The organism is Shewanella sp. 4_MG-2023, assembly GCF_030548015.1.
Classification (GTDB): domain Bacteria; phylum Pseudomonadota; class Gammaproteobacteria; order Enterobacterales; family Shewanellaceae; genus Shewanella.
Genome location: NZ_JAUORL010000029.1, coordinates 24,244 through 39,304 on the forward strand (window position 1 = coordinate 24,244; position 15,061 = coordinate 39,304).

The window sequence follows — 15,061 nt, forward strand, 5'->3', positions numbered from 1 at the left end:
ACTTATCGTTTATTTTTCGAACAATAGTGTTTTTTTACTTCTAAGCTGTTTAAATTGACCTTAGGTTACTACAACAAGGTTAATATTGACTTAATAGCCTTCATTTAGGTGAATTTAAGTTGTTCTTCGTCGACTGATGCAAAAGTATTTAATTCGCTGTCGGACATAAAAAAATCCCTAAAAAAGCTTTAGGGATTTTTGTGTCATCAAGCAATCAAGCGTTAAGCTTATTCGCCATCAAGGGGCAAAATCACAAACAGTAAGTCACCTTGAGAAACTTGCTGACCATTACCGTTTAGAATGCGCTCAATGCGATACTTTTTATCTTCAGGGTACAGCACTGCATTTTGACGGTTAAAGCCGGCTAAGCTTACTTGAGAGAACATCTTCATCGCTTCAGTTAGCGCTAATGTTTGCTCTACTGTGACTATGTCACCTTCTTTAACAAAGTCAGGCTCACCCGGTGCTGGTGAGGTATAGAAAATACCAGCGCCTTGGGCTAACACTTTAAGCTCGTTACTTTCAGCAACCCGTAAAGACTCGGTATCTAAACCAACAGTTTCGGCCGCCGCTTCCATTTCAGCAATCAAGGCAGGTACATCTAACTCAGCCATCAAGCGTGGTAGATAGTTAGTATCGTAAACACCTTGATTGAAGGTCGCATCCTTAAGGATAAGCTTCAATAATGGAATGTTAGTGGCAATACCTTTGATGTAAGCTTCATCTAAGTAAGCAGACATCTTAGTGATCACATCTTCACGAGACTCACCGCGAATAATAATTTGCGCGATTAAGCTGTCGTAATATGGCGATACTTCTTTACCCGTTTCAGCAATTGAGATGATTTCAACATCGTCTCTTTCAGGCATGAAGCACTCACTGATCTTGCCAGGGTTTGGCAACAACTGCAGTACACCATCACTATCAAGGGCTGCTTTTTCAGCAGTAATACGCACTTCCATGGCGTAACCTTGTTCAACTGGCTCTAGATCTTCAATTGAGCGACCCGCAGCAATATCAAACTGGGCACTAACAATATCGATTCCTGAGGTTGCTTCAGTCACTGGATGCTCAACTTGCAGACGGGTATTCATTTCCATGAAGTACACTTCGTTAGCATCAAGGTTGTAGATAAACTCAACCGTACCCGCACCCATGTAATCAGTGGCATCACCTAATGCACGAGTGTATTCAAGTACCCGTTGCTTAAGCTCTTCAGGCAACATGGTTGAACCCGATTCTTCAATCACTTTTTGGTTATTACGTTGCACTGAACAGTCACGAATACCCAACACTTTGGTGTTACCAAACTTATCACGCAGTAACTGCACTTCGATATGACGCAATGAGGTGACGTATTTCTCAAGGTAAAGGTCACCGTTACCAAATGCTGCAGCCGCTTCAGTTGAAGTCTTTTGGAACAAACCAATCATGTCCTCAGCTTTAGTTACCACTTGGATGCCTTTACCACCACCACCTTGTACCGCTTTAAGCAATACAGGGTAACCAATTTCAAGCGCTACGTTTACCGCTTGCTCGGCGTTGGTCAAAATACCGTGGCTACCCGGCACAACAGGCACGTTTTGGCCTTGTGAGGTTTTAATCGCGTTTGATTTGTTACCCATAGTCGTCATCGAATGCACGCTTGGGCCAACAAAGTTTACGCCATTGTTAACACATAAAGCAGCAAATTGCGGGCTTTCTGACAAGAAGCCAATACCAGGGTGAAGCGCATCAACGTTTTCGTAATCTGCCACTTTCAGGACAGAGTAGGCATTTAAGTAACTCTCATCAGAGGTGTTACCACCAATACAAACCAGCTTATCGTTCACTTTAAGCATGTCTGCAGGCACTGAGGTCATATCAGGATCTGATGCCACCAAAACAACATTAATTTTGTTGTCATGGGCTTTACGGATCAACTTAACCGCAGTACAACCACGTGCATGGATAAGCACTTTATCAATCGGCTTCATTAACGCACGAGGATCGTCTTGAACAATCTTCTCTTCAATGGCTTTAACTTCAGGCACTAAGGTTGATACCGCTTTAGCAATGATCTCTTGGGCATGCAATGTTGGCAGTGGCATTAACGGATCAATACTTGATAATTGGCTATCAAGAGTATCGGTGAATGGGTTATGCACTAAGCCCGTCATCGCACCCGGTACTTTAGATAAGTAGTTAGATAGCGTTGCTGTTGATGGCAAGTATGCAGGCACCACCATTTGACCAGCAAATGGCATATTAGTGCCTGATAGGTAATAAGTTTGCACTAACGGATGGGTCACAAAACTTGCCTGTGCGCCACCGGTACAATCACCAAAACCAAACATCAATACCGGTAATTCATTATCACGTACAAAACGGGTGATACGGTCATTAACCACAGCCATTGAGAATAGTGCCGCTGCACCTTCTTTGGTTTGCATACCACCAGAACTGATAAAACAAACCACTGGCAATTTACGCTTAGCACATTCAATTAATAGCGCGCTGAACTTCTCAGCACTGGCCATATCAAACGCACCAGCCTGGAAGGCAATGTTTGATACCGCAACACCGACACGCAGTGTTTGACCGTTATTATCAAAGTCAGCTAAACCGGTAATTAAACCACATGGGCGAATGCCTTTGTCTAATGCATCTTCAATAGATAAACGGAAACCTGGGAAGTTGAGCAAGTTGGCAGACATCTTATCGCCATTAAGCTCTTCAAATTCGGTGAAGAACTTACCAATAATATTTTCCCAACCCATTTTCCCTTGGCGCTTTTCATCACGAAGGACTTTTTGGATCAGTAGATCTTGGTAGCCCATGGTGAGGCGGTTCCAGAAATCTTTACGACGACCAATACGCACAGGGTTGATAGCACCTGTGTACTTAGATTGATCTTCTTCACTGTCGAAATACTCTGGCAATAAACGCTCAAAGAAGTAGGTTAAGATAACAAATAAACTGTCGTTTAATTGCGGGAAACCGACACTCTTCCATTGCTCTACACGGGTTAACAGTTCTGCACGGTTAGATTGCGCCATGAAGAATTTAAGCCATTTATAGAACTTGCTCTTATCGTTGGCTTCATCATTATTTGATAACGCAGTATCGATGGCGTTATGCAATAACTTATCAACTGATTCACGTGACAAGCTCTTAGACATCATCGCTTCTTTGGAAATCGACGCTAAGTTAACCACCACATTGTCGTATAGTGCATTAAAGATTAATACGTTATGACATTGCCAAATGAAGTCTTCACGCAACTCATCATTGACCACAATATCAAGTACAGTCAGTTGATTCAGCTCAGGCCAAGGCGCTTGAGTAGTAGATGATGGCAATGATTCAAGGTGCTTAATTAAGCCTTTGAAGTTGTTAGCTGAGTTACCTTTCCAGCGATGATACAAAGACCAGCCGATGTTAAAGAGCAATGCCTTACGGGCTTTCTTATAGTTCTCTTTCGGCTCACCTAAGATGAAACGAGTGATCACGTTACGTTCAGCTGAAATCTCGCTACGTTTGGCATCAAAAGTGCCCCAAAGCTTATTCAACTCTTCGTCGTAAACTAATTTATCAGGCGTCGCTAACCAAGATTGAAATACACTGTCTTGCTCTTGCTGAATACGCGCCAGTAAATCACCTTCAGGTACACTCACTTTCGACAAACGGCCATACTGTTCAACCGAAATTGAATGAATACGACTGCGCACAGTGAGATAACGCAAATAACGATAGGCACTACCAAACACATTGTGGTGCATGGTTGGACTGTTCGCCACAGCTAAACCTTGGTTATTTTCTAAGGCTGAAAGGTTTTTAGAGGGATCTAAATAGCGCGCTAAACTACGATCATAATGCTCTCGTAAATCGTCAGATTCACGTACAAAAGTGATGGCTGCATTTTCTACCGCTTCAATACCACTGATAATCGCGCGGCGCAGGTTATGCTGACGCTCGTCTTTATCATAAGGAGAAAAATCAACTATACCGTCAATACAACCAGCAGAAAGCAACTCTTCTGGTGATACCCCCACAGACTTAGCACATTCTTGCCATGACAAGTTGTACTTGCGGGCAATGCTTTGTAAGCCTTGCGGTTGAATAGTGTTAAAAATACCGTCACGTAATGACAATAAGATGTTTGCCGCCGCTAATGGAATCGCGCCACCAGAGTAACCTGCGCCGATCACGATACCGACAGTTGGGACGTCAACATTGGCACTTTCTGCAATGGCTTTTGAAATGGTATGGGCTTGGTTTTGGCTGTTAGCCACTTCCCCCGCATCGGCGCCAGGAGTATCAATTAAGTAAACGATTGGCATTGATAACTCAGCAAAGTGACGGATCGCTTTACATGCAGCTAAATGATGCTCAGGCATCCACGCACCGTTTGCCGAGGTTCTTTCTTGGGCGATAAAACCAATGCGGCGAGTACGTGAACCGAAATTTAATTCAATTTCAGCACTGTAAAAAGAACCTAAGTGAAACTCAGTGATCAACTTACCTTTTAGATCAGCGATAACACGTTTTGCACTTGGGCGGTTTTTATCTAAAGTCGGTTGAATAACTTTAGCCACATAACTATCGACATCTAAGGTCGACAGTTCTTTTAAATTTGCTTGGATCGCATCTTCAGATAACAATCCTTTGATTTCTTCAGCTAAAGTTTGCTTACTGTGAGCTGGAAATAATGAAAAATCTTTAGCTAAATGCTCCGCTTTAAGAAAGAGCGGGTCAGCCGATTGTGCCGATGTCTTGTGTACGGGCTGCTTTTTGCTAGTCATCCTTAGATCCTCTGCTTATATAGCCTCTAAAATTTTTAGTCGGTAAATATAACTTTGTTCCCTGTACAATTACCATTAAACTATTGGGGACGCTTTGTTCCATTTTTGAGACAGTGAGGCTAAGGTGCCTGATTTAAACGGTATGATGCTGTTTGCAGCAGTAGTTAGAGCAAAAGGTTTCTCCCAGGCGGCCAGAGATATTGGCCAGCCAAAATCAACCATAAGTCGTAAAGTCGCTCAGCTAGAAGAGCAACTTGGTGTACGCTTGCTGCAACGTGATACCCGTAATTTAAGTCTGACTCAAATTGGTGCTTTGTTTTATCAACATTGTGATTCTATCCGCCAAGAAATTGAAGCCGCCAAAGCCATTATCGAAAATACCCATAGCGATATCTCCGGTTCATTGCGGATTGCCATTCCGGTGTCATTCTCTCAAGACGTCATTGCCACCCTTTGCAGTAGCTTCATGCGCCTTTATCCCAACATCGAGCTCGACGTTCAATTCACCGACAGTAATGTTGGCTTAGTCGGCGAAGGTTATGATATTGCCATAAAATATGGCCCATTAGAATCTTCTGACTTAGTGGCGCGGTTATTGTTTGAACGCCAACCTATATTAGTTGCAAGCCCTGGATATCTCAAAAAATCAGGCACACCAGCAACCCCTCAAGAGCTGGCCCAGCACAGTGGCATATTATTAGGCACCAGCATGTCGGCGCCTATTTGGCCGGTAGGTAAAGGCAATCGCAAAACCATGGCCACCTTTAAACGCAAGGTCAGGGTCAATAGTGCCAGTATGGTCAAACGCCTCGCTCAAGATGATTTTGGTATCGCCATGCTATCCAATAATAGCTGTAAGCAAGAACTGGCAGCAGGCAGTTTAGTGCCATTACTGCAAGAGTGGCCTATGGAACCCTTCAAAGTGTACGGGGTGTATTCAAGTAGACGGCAATTAGCCAGTAATATTAGCGCCTTTTTAGATTTTTTCGCGAAACGATATGGTAGCCAAGAGTCATTACAATCAATAATGAATTAGTGCTAAAGCCGTGTTAAATTAAACTCATAAAAATAAAACATCCTAAAGGAATAGTCATGTTCAAGCCCTTGTTTGCCCCCTTATTTAACCGTACTGCTTTGGCAGCTTTTACTGCCTTATTGCTAACTTCAGCCCCTACTGTTGCCCAAGGCTTCAGCATACAACGAGACGTTGAAGAGTTACGTTTACCCACAGCGCTGAGCTCAATGCCTGCCGTGGTTAATCAATATGAACACTTTAATAGCAGCTTAGGTAACAAGCTGGTTAACTCAACTGATGAGCTAGTCATTACCCAAATGGTCGCAGCCCAAGGCACCCAACTATGGCAGCAAGCGGTAGCCGATGTTCAGTCAGGCAAACACGATGATCGCGGCCTATATTGGAGTCGCCTTGCTATGCGAGAGACCTTAAAAACCGCCCATGCGGGTTATAATATTGTCCCTTGGCAGCGTGACATCTTGATTAAAGCGTTTGAGAAGTCTTCAAGAGGCTTAAGCGACATTCAGTTTTTACCCGAAAGCCAAATTAAAATTCTCGTCACAGGTTTTGACCCATTCTTTTTAGATAAGCATATTGATCAAAGTAACCCATCAGGATTAACAGCCTTGGCTTTAGATGGCGTCACTTTTAATGTTAATGGCAAACAAGCTCAAATCGAAACTGTGATGATCCCGGTGCGTTTTGCCGACTTTGATAACGGCATGATCGAATCACTATTAACGCCTATGTATCGTGATAATAGTGTTGATATGATTTTTACTGTCAGTATGGGGCGTGATAATTTTGATTTAGAGCGCTTCCCCGCAAGAGGTCGCAGCGCAGCAGCACCTGACAATTTGAACGTTTATACTGGTGCAAATAAAACCACCCCAATGGCTCCACTTTTTAATGGCGGTAACTTAAACGGTCCCGAGTTTGTGGAGTTTTCACTGCCTGTCTCTGCCATGAAGCAAGCCCAAGGTGACTGGAGCATCAATGACAATCATCAAGTGACCAGCATTAGCAGAGGTCAATTTGATGCTAAGTCCATTTACGAACTGGCTAACGAGCAATCGGTAGAAGGCTCTGGCGGCGGTTATTTATCTAATGAGATTTCATATCGCAGTATTTTATTAAAGCAACAATTTAACCGTACTTTACCGGTTGGCCATATTCATACTCCCAGAGTCGCAGGTTTTGATGCAGAAATGGAATGGAAAATGGTGCAGCAAATCCGCGAAATGGTAAAACTTGCTGCGGGTTCGCTTTAGCATTAGTTTTATGCCCTGCTGATAATGCTATTATAGCCTTATCAGCAGGCGATTTCGCCTACAGCAACTTACAACTCTTTACGATTAGCTTATTATGTTCAAATCTATTTTCGCACGCCGAACATCAACCCCCATAGCAAATACCTGTACTAAACATCTTGCTTCAGAGGCTCGTATTCCATTACCGAAAACCGAAGCCCAACAGCAAGTATTATTGAAAATAGAATCCGACTATCAATTGGCCGAGCAGCAACTGCAGCGAAAATTTCCCCGTCCGAGCATTCTATTTAGCTTAAGAGGCAAAAGCGCTGGCACTGCGCATCTACAATTGAATAAACTGCGCTTTAACCCAGTGTTACTAGAAGAGAATGTCGATGCATTTGTAACCCAAGTGGTGCCCCATGAAGTTAGTCATTTATTGTGCTTTCAACTGTTTGGCAAAGTGAAGCCCCACGGTAAAGAGTGGCAACAGTTAATGAACGGCATTTATCAAATACCTGCAGACACCACCCATCAATTGGACACTAAATCCGTTGCAGGTAAACAGTTTCAGTATCATTGTCAGTGCGGCCCGGTCATGCTCAGTATTCGCCGCCACAACAAAGTCACTCGCAATCAAACTCAATACCGTTGTATCCGCTGTTCACAGGTACTAACAGCCAAAACATAGCCGTAAATAATTTTACTTTATCCTAATATTTATCATTCACTTATAGTGATATTTGCCATTGTTAGCATTGAAATAACACAATTGATTGCATCCCCAGTTTCAATCCCTTACCATCCTTCGCAAATATCAGGCTATACCACCCGTATAACGCCTGTGCCGTATATAAAAATCAGGGTCTTTTGTGCAACAGTATTTAAAACATATTTTACAGCCTCTGTGGCTGTTAGTGCTTTTCACCGCTATCATTTTAACGTCATCAAATTTACACGCAGCTGAACACCCGAAAAGTTTTCGAAGTGCTAAAAAAATTGCTCAGCAGATTTATAGTAGCTCGCTCCCCATGAGCAGTTTTTATTGTGGCTGCGACATTAAGGTGGTCGGTAAGCAGTGGAAACCCGATTTAGAAAGCTGTGGTTATCAGGTTAGGAAACAAATCCCTAGAGCTAACAGAATTGAATGGGAACATGTGGTTTCAGCTTGGGAGTTTGGCCATCAGGAACAATGCTGGCAAGATGGTGGCAGAAAAAATTGCGGCAGAGTTAGCCCAGAATTTAAGAAAATGGAAGCCGACTTACACAACCTCACTCCAACCGTGGGTGAAGTCAACGGCGACAGAAGCAATTACCGTTTTAGTCAGTGGAATGCAAAGTCTACCCTATATGGCCAATGTGATATGGTAGTCGACTTTAAGGGCCGAAAGGTGCAACCACCTGAGCAAAGCCGCGGCGCTATTGCCAGAACCTATTTTTACATGCAAGACACTTATGGGTTGTCGATTTCATCTAGCCAACAACGCTTGTTTGAAGTTTGGAACAGCTATTACCCTGTCAACGAAACAGAATGCCTGCGGGATCGTTTAATTGCAGAAAAACAGGGTAACCATAATAAAATTGTCTTAAAACAATGCCAAACCCTCAGCCTCATTGATTAAGGATTGTTATTTATGCGAGTTCCAAGAATTTATCAGCCCGTCAATGAGCTAGCGCTCAACCAACAAGTAAAGCTTGATGAAGACGGTGCAGCCCACATTGGCCGAGTGCTGCGTATGACACAAGGTGAGCAAATCAGTTTATTCAGCGGTGATGGTTATGACTATTTAGCCAATATCATCAGCGCCAATAAAAAGAATGTCACTGTGGAAATCATTACAAAAACGGCAAATGATTCAGAGTCACCGTTAGATTTACATTTAGGCCAGGTTATTTCTCGTGGTGACCGCATGGACTTTACTATTCAAAAGTCTGTTGAATTGGGTGTCAGCACCATAACCCCGCTATTTTCAGATCGCTGTGGAGTCAAACTTAATGGCGAACGGCTCGATAAAAAAATCGCTCAATGGCAAAAAATTGTCATTAGTGCTTGCGAGCAATCAGGGCGAAGTGTGGTCCCTGTTGTGCGCCCAGCCATGACCTTAAGTCAGTGGTGCGCTGAGCAAACCGATGCGCTAAAGTTGAACCTACACCCAAGAGCGGCACATGGTATTAATGGTCTGTCATTGGATGAGAGTAAAGATAGCCATAAAGTTCGTTTGCTAATTGGTCCTGAAGGCGGTTTATCAGAAGAAGAGATCGCCATGACAGAAACCCAACAATTTACCGATGTATTGCTCGGTCCAAGAGTATTACGAACAGAAACCGCTTCGCTAACGGCTATCACCGCCTTGCAACTTAGGTTTGGTGATATTGGTTAATCAATGATGCATGCATTGAGAATATAAGGATAAAAGTATGATTAAGCTCGGCATAGTAATGGATCCAATTAGTGAGATTAACATTAAAAAAGATTCTAGTTTCGCCATGTTAATGGCAGCGCAAGCTCGCGGTTATCAGTTGTTTTATATGGAAATGAATGATCTTGCTATGGTTAATGGCGAGGCTACTGCCACCATGCGTTCATTGACTGTTGCAGCAAATTCTGAAAAATGGTTTGAATTAGGCGACAGTATTGATACGCCACTGGCTGACCTTGATGTCATCTTAATGCGTAAAGACCCACCATTTGATACTGAGTTTATCTATGCAACTTATATGCTTGAGCGCGCTGAAGAGCAAGGTACACTGATCGTTAATAAGCCACAAAGTTTACGTGATGCCAATGAAAAGCTGTTTACTGCGTGGTTCTCAGAATTCACCCCAGAAACCATAGTCACCAGAGATGAGCAACGCATCCGCGCTTTCCATAAAGCCAAAGGCGATATCATTTTAAAACCACTTGATGGTATGGGTGGCAGTTCAATTTTCCGCGTTAAGAAAGATGATCCTAACTTAGGCGTTATTATTGAAACCTTAACCAATGAAGGTCAGCAATACGCCATGGCACAAGCCTTTATTCCAGATATTACTTCTGGTGATAAGCGCATTTTAGTGGTCGATGGCCAGCCAGTGCCCTTCTCACTGGCACGCATTCCACAAAAAGGCGAAACCCGTGGCAATTTAGCCGCTGGCGGCCGTGGTGTGGCGCAGCCGTTATCGGAATCTGATTGGCATATTGCTAACACTATCGGACCTGAGCTTAAAAAGCGTGGGCTTATCTTTGTTGGTCTTGACGTGATTGGCGACAAGCTAACTGAAATTAACGTCACCAGCCCAACTTGTATCAAAGAAATTGAAGCCGCATTTGATGTGGATATTACTGGGATGTTGATGGACTCAATTGAAGCGCGTATCAATAAAAAAGCATAAATCAAAAGGATAGCAGCAGTGGAGATCATTGCTGCTGATATTGTCGAACACATTTGGGACTACACATGCATTTAAGACGTACGCTAGGCTTACTGCTTAGCTTAACCCTGTGGTTTTCTAATACCACTGTTGCCAATGAACTTATCGCTGAAGCCGCCATTAATACTGATACTGCTAGCCAAACTCAAGCTGAAGCTGCTGTTACTTCCGAAGCCATTTCGGAAAAAGCAGCAATTGAACAGGTTGTAATTGATGACCCCGTAATCGTCGCGCCAATTACAGCACTAAAAAGCACTAACAAAGCTTCAACTACAGCAGCTAAACCTAAAAACATGGTCATCATGGTGGGAGATGGCATGGGCCCAGCTTACACCAGCGCCTACCGCTACTTTAAAGACAACCCCAATACCCAAGAAATCGAGCAAACCGTATTCGATCGGCTGTTAGTGGGCATGGCAAGTACCTACCCTGCTCGCAGTAGCGGTTATGTGACTGACTCTGCCGCCTCGGCAACCGCGTTAGCCACAGGATTTAAAACCTATAATGGCGCGATTTCAGTCGATGAAAATAAACGCCCACTGACCACCATTATGGAACTTGCCAAAGCGGCAGGCTTATCCACGGGTGTCGCGGTATCAAGTCAGGTGAACCACGCTACTCCTGCGGCGTTTTTAACGCACAATGAGCACCGCAAAAACTATAAAGCCATCGCACAATCATATTTAAACACCGATGCTGATGTCATTTTAGGCGGCGGCCAACAGTATTTTTCAGCTGAACTGTTGCTGCAATTTAAAGACAAAGGCTATCAACACATTACCGAGTTTGAGCAACTTGATAGTATCACTGAGCCAAAAGTACTGGGTTTATTTGCCCCAGTGCAACTGCCATGGGTCATTGATGATAAGCAAGGCCATAAACTTAGCAGCTTAACGAAAAAGGCCTTAGAGCTATTAGCTCAAAACGACCAAGGCTTTGTGTTACTGGTTGAAGGCAGCCTGATAGATTGGGCTGGACATGATAATGATATCGCCTCAGTGATGGGCGAAATGGATGAATTTGCCAATGCCATTGAAGTGGTTGAGCAATTTGTTCGTCAACGTAAAGACACCTTGATGGTGGTTACCGCCGATCACAACACCGGCGGACTTTCTATTGGTACTAATGGTGAGTATGAGTGGCAGCCACAACTCATTCACGCCATCAATGCCTCACCAACGAATATTGCTCAGCAGTTAATTGCTACTGATGACTGGCAAACTAAGTTTAATCAACTGATTGGCTTTGACGCCAGCCAAGAAGAATTGACTCAATTAAGTAACGCCCGTATGCAGGGTGAAAAGCAGCTTACTGCCACTATATTAACAATCATTGATGCCCGCACTAATACCGGCTGGACCACACTGGGTCACACTGGATTAGACGTGCAGGTTTTTGCCGCAGGTCCAGGAGAAAGACTGTTCAGTGGCCATCAAAACAACACTGATATTGCCACTAAGATGATGAGTTTATTACCCCAAAGCCAAACTGTTATTATCAGTAATTAATTACTGATGAAGAAAGCTTAAAGGGTGACAATTTTGTCACCCTTTTTATTGCCGGTATTTGCTATAATCGACAGATTATTTTTTCAAAGGTTAATCTCGTGCTTACTAACGCTTCTCAAGTCATTTTAAGAAATGCTGAATTCATTGAAAACCAAGATGTTTTAATTCTAAATCATGAAGCTGATACCTTGGCGGCTGAGTTGCTTAACAGCGCTGCATCTGTGACGAGCTTAGCATTAGACTTTAACCATTATTTATTATTGCCGCAAAAACAACAAAAAGGCTTAAGCAGTCACTTTGGTCATCAGCTGCCAACTACCGATGCAGAAAAACGCTTTGATGTCGCTATTATCTATTTCCCAAAAGCTAAGCCCCTAGCGCCTTATTTATTTAACCTCGCCGCCAAGCATTTAAAGCAGGGCGGACACCTAATTGTCGTAGGCGAAAATAAAGGTGGGGTTAAATCGTTAGCAAAGTTACTACCTGAGTATTTCTCAACCCCAAGTAAGCGCGATAATGCCCGCCATTGTTTATTATTTGTCAGTGAGTTAATCGCCCAAGCACCTGTATTTGACCTTAATAATTGGGTCAGCCAATACTCATTATCAACCCCTCAAGGGGAGATCACCATTTGTAATCTTGTGGGCGTGTTTAGCGAAAAGCGTCTCGATCAAGGTACAGAATTATTGCTATCGCATTTGCCGACATTAGAAAAACGCGTATTGGACTTTGGCTGTGGTGCTGGGGTTATTAGCGCGGCCTTACTAAAAGCAAACCCAAGTTTATCCGTTGAGTGTATTGATATTAATGCCATGGCTTTAAAAGCCTGTGAACTCACCCTTGCCGCAAATGGCATGCAAGCAAAAGTGTATCCCTCTGATGGCTTTAACCAAATTAGCGGTCAATTTAATGGCATCATTGCTAACCCACCATTTCATGATGGCTTAGCCGCAACCACCCAAATTGCCAAAGACTTTGTTAAATCAAGTGCATCAAGCCTTGCCAAAGGCGGCGTCTGGCAAATTGTCGCTAACCGAAACTTGCCGTATGCCGACACCATAGCCGCTGAATTTGGCCAAGTAAATGTGCCAGCAGAAAACAATAAATATAAATTATATCAATTTAATAAATAACAAAAATGGCTCCACGGCTATGGAGTTCACAAATTATTTGATTTAGTTATAAAACAACCAATTACTGACTAGTTTTTATCCCTAAAAAACGCTACATTTTGTTAGCTAATAATAAACGTCATCTAAGGCGTATCGTTCTACCCATTGGGCAGCCTAATAAGCTCAAATGTAGAACGTAAAAATAAGGGATTTTATGCTAGCATCAGATTTAGCGGTTTTTAATGTTGATCAAACTCAAGTTGAGCTTCGCGTTACGCCTAGCCGTCACGGCCCCATCACTGAAGATGATATAACCCAGTTACTTAATCAGCCTGAATTTGCCATGCTGCGGCCCTTAGAGCAAAACATTGCTAAGGCGACCGCTGAAGTAAATAGTCACTGCAGTGTCGATAGCGGTAAACACGAATTATTTTTTATTATTGCTGAGCGCCTTGATGGTAAAGTCATCATCGAGATCAGCGAAGATAAAATGTCAGCCTCAATGAGCTTGGTGTCTGCCTATGGCGGCCAAGACCCAACACTGCCAACCATTTTAAATGCGCTTAAATTCCATAAGGTTAAAATGGGCTTAAGCAAACCCAACATCCTATCGCTACTACAACAATTAGACACCTTACCGCCAGGTGAGCAATGTCGCTCGCTGATCGCCCACGGTAAACAGCCCCAAAATGGCACCAATGCCAGCCTAGCAAGGCAAGTGCCATTAGCCCGCGAGCGCTTATTGCAACCCCAAGAGCGAGAAGATGGATCGGTGGATATGCGCGATTTGGGCGCCATGATCATGGTAAAACCAAACGATGTATTAATGATTAAAACCCCTGCTACAGATGGTGTTGCAGGTTATAACGTCAATGGTGATGTTTTGCCGCAAATCCCCGGCAAAGACATGATTATGCAGCCAGGTAATGGCACTCAACTGGCCGTCAATGATCCTAACTTATTAATTGCGACAGTTTCAGGTCAGCCAGTTGAAACCCGCCTTGGCATGCAAGTGGATGATGTACTACAAATTAAAGACGTTGATGTCAATTTTGGCCATGTGAACTTTGAAGGCAGCGTGTTAATTAGCGGTGATGTCCATGAAGGCATGCAAGTGAAAAGTAGCGGCGATATTACCGTCATGGGGTTTGTGGACTCAGCAACACTGGATGCCAAAGGCGATATCATTGTCAGTAAAGGCATCATTGGTCGCCAAATTAAAGAGCATCAACTTAGCACCACCATTAATGCCCAAGGACAAATTTGCGCACAATTCGTGCAATACTCAAGCCTTAATGCTGACAATGATATCTTAGTGACCAAGCAATTACTTCATAGTCACGCATGTTCAAACGGTGTCATCACAGTGAGTGATCCTAGCGGCAAACGAGGCGATCTGGTTGGTGGCAAGGCGAGCGCTAGCAAAGGCATTCATGCGGTGGCAATTGGCGCTACAGCAGGCACTAAAACCGCATTATTTTGCGCCATGGATCAAGCTCAAATTCGCGCAGAAGTCAAAACTACCCATGATAAAATCAAACAGCTTGTCATTGCAGGCCTTGATATTGAAGCTAGATTACGCAAGCTGCCACCTAAAAGCGAATGGCAAACCGATGCAGGCATGATAGAGCAAGTAAAAATGATGCTGGATGAAAAGAAACAACTCGCCAGCAATCGTGCGCAGTTAGAAGCGCAGTTCAAGCAATTACAGCAAGATGCCGATGGCTACTATAATAAGCATTTTATTCAGGCCAAAAAGCATATCTTTACCAACGTTAAAATTAATATTGGCCCGTCTAAAAATACAACCCAACGGGAGCACGGCCCTTGCCTCGTCATGAATAAGCAAAATGAAATTAGTTTTGATTATGGCAACCGATAGTTGCACTATGTAACGGGTACATACTTCAAGCGGCAATAGTGTGGCCTTAAATCATTGAGTTTATCAATGGTTACTCAGTGTCACCGCCTACAGGTTTTA

10 protein-coding genes are annotated in these 15,061 nt (G+C 43.4%); 9 read left to right on the plus strand and 1 reads right to left on the minus strand.

Annotated elements, in window-relative coordinates:
• Positions 1-227: 227 nt before the first annotated feature.
• Positions 228-4,784, minus strand: coding sequence for a biotin carboxylase N-terminal domain-containing protein (locus tag Q4546_RS15020; protein ID WP_102475340.1), 4,557 nt, complete (start codon positions 4,782-4,784; stop codon positions 228-230).
• Positions 4,785-4,908: 124 nt separating this feature from the next.
• On the opposite strand from Q4546_RS15020, the gene Q4546_RS15025 reads away from it, so the two are divergent.
• The 9 genes from Q4546_RS15025 to Q4546_RS15065 all read left to right on the plus strand — a co-directional run bounded on the left by Q4546_RS15025 (position 4,909) and on the right by Q4546_RS15065 (position 14,962).
• Positions 4,909-5,820 (plus strand): LysR family transcriptional regulator, encoded by a 912-nt coding sequence (locus tag Q4546_RS15025; protein WP_102436735.1) that lies wholly within the window; start codon positions 4,909-4,911, stop codon positions 5,818-5,820.
• Positions 5,821-5,876: 56 nt separating this feature from the next.
• Positions 5,877-7,070 carry a hypothetical protein gene (locus Q4546_RS15030; protein WP_102436733.1) on the plus strand — a complete coding sequence of 398 codons (1,194 nt, stop codon included), beginning with the start codon at positions 5,877-5,879 and terminating at the stop codon, positions 7,068-7,070.
• 94 nt (positions 7,071-7,164) lie between these two features.
• Positions 7,165-7,740, plus strand: coding sequence for a SprT family zinc-dependent metalloprotease (locus Q4546_RS15035; RefSeq protein WP_102436731.1), 576 nt, complete (start codon positions 7,165-7,167; stop codon positions 7,738-7,740).
• Between the two features lie 220 nt (positions 7,741-7,960).
• A complete protein-coding gene (locus Q4546_RS15040; RefSeq protein WP_241901138.1) occupies positions 7,961-8,671 on the plus strand; it encodes an endonuclease in 711 nt (236 codons plus the stop codon).
• Between the two features lie 12 nt (positions 8,672-8,683).
• Positions 8,684-9,430 (plus strand): 16S rRNA (uracil(1498)-N(3))-methyltransferase, encoded by a 747-nt coding sequence (gene rsmE, locus Q4546_RS15045; protein WP_102475341.1) that lies wholly within the window; start codon positions 8,684-8,686, stop codon positions 9,428-9,430.
• A 37-nt stretch (positions 9,431-9,467) separates the two neighbouring features.
• Positions 9,468-10,421 carry a glutathione synthase gene (gene gshB, locus Q4546_RS15050; protein WP_102436726.1) on the plus strand — a complete coding sequence of 318 codons (954 nt, stop codon included), beginning with the start codon at positions 9,468-9,470 and terminating at the stop codon, positions 10,419-10,421.
• Positions 10,422-10,486: 65 nt separating this feature from the next.
• Positions 10,487-11,968: an alkaline phosphatase gene (locus Q4546_RS15055; RefSeq protein WP_241901135.1), complete on the plus strand. Its 1,482-nt coding sequence runs from the start codon at positions 10,487-10,489 to the stop codon at positions 11,966-11,968.
• 98 nt (positions 11,969-12,066) lie between these two features.
• Complete coding sequence (locus Q4546_RS15060; RefSeq protein WP_102436724.1) at positions 12,067-13,101, plus strand: methyltransferase; 1,035 nt, start codon at positions 12,067-12,069, stop codon at positions 13,099-13,101.
• Between the two features lie 193 nt (positions 13,102-13,294).
• Positions 13,295-14,962, plus strand: a complete 1,668-nt coding sequence (locus tag Q4546_RS15065) for a DUF342 domain-containing protein (RefSeq protein WP_303446518.1) — start codon at positions 13,295-13,297, stop codon at positions 14,960-14,962.
• Positions 14,963-15,061 lie beyond the last annotated feature (99 nt).

What these genes read in the sequence shown, in the direction of transcription:
- Q4546_RS15020 (WP_102475340.1), bottom strand. Translation starts at nt 4,784, where the DNA reads ATGACTAGCAAAAAGCAGCCCGTACACAAGACATCGGCACAATCGGCT.
- rsmE (WP_102475341.1), top strand. Translation starts at nt 8,684, where the DNA reads ATGCGAGTTCCAAGAATTTATCAGCCCGTCAATGAGCTAGCGCTCAAC.
- Q4546_RS15065 (WP_303446518.1), top strand. Translation starts at nt 13,295, where the DNA reads ATGCTAGCATCAGATTTAGCGGTTTTTAATGTTGATCAAACTCAAGTT.
- Q4546_RS15055 (WP_241901135.1), top strand. Translation starts at nt 10,487, where the DNA reads ATGCATTTAAGACGTACGCTAGGCTTACTGCTTAGCTTAACCCTGTGG.
- Q4546_RS15035 (WP_102436731.1), top strand. Translation starts at nt 7,165, where the DNA reads ATGTTCAAATCTATTTTCGCACGCCGAACATCAACCCCCATAGCAAAT.
- Q4546_RS15030 (WP_102436733.1), top strand. Translation starts at nt 5,877, where the DNA reads ATGTTCAAGCCCTTGTTTGCCCCCTTATTTAACCGTACTGCTTTGGCA.
- gshB (WP_102436726.1), top strand. Translation starts at nt 9,468, where the DNA reads ATGATTAAGCTCGGCATAGTAATGGATCCAATTAGTGAGATTAACATT.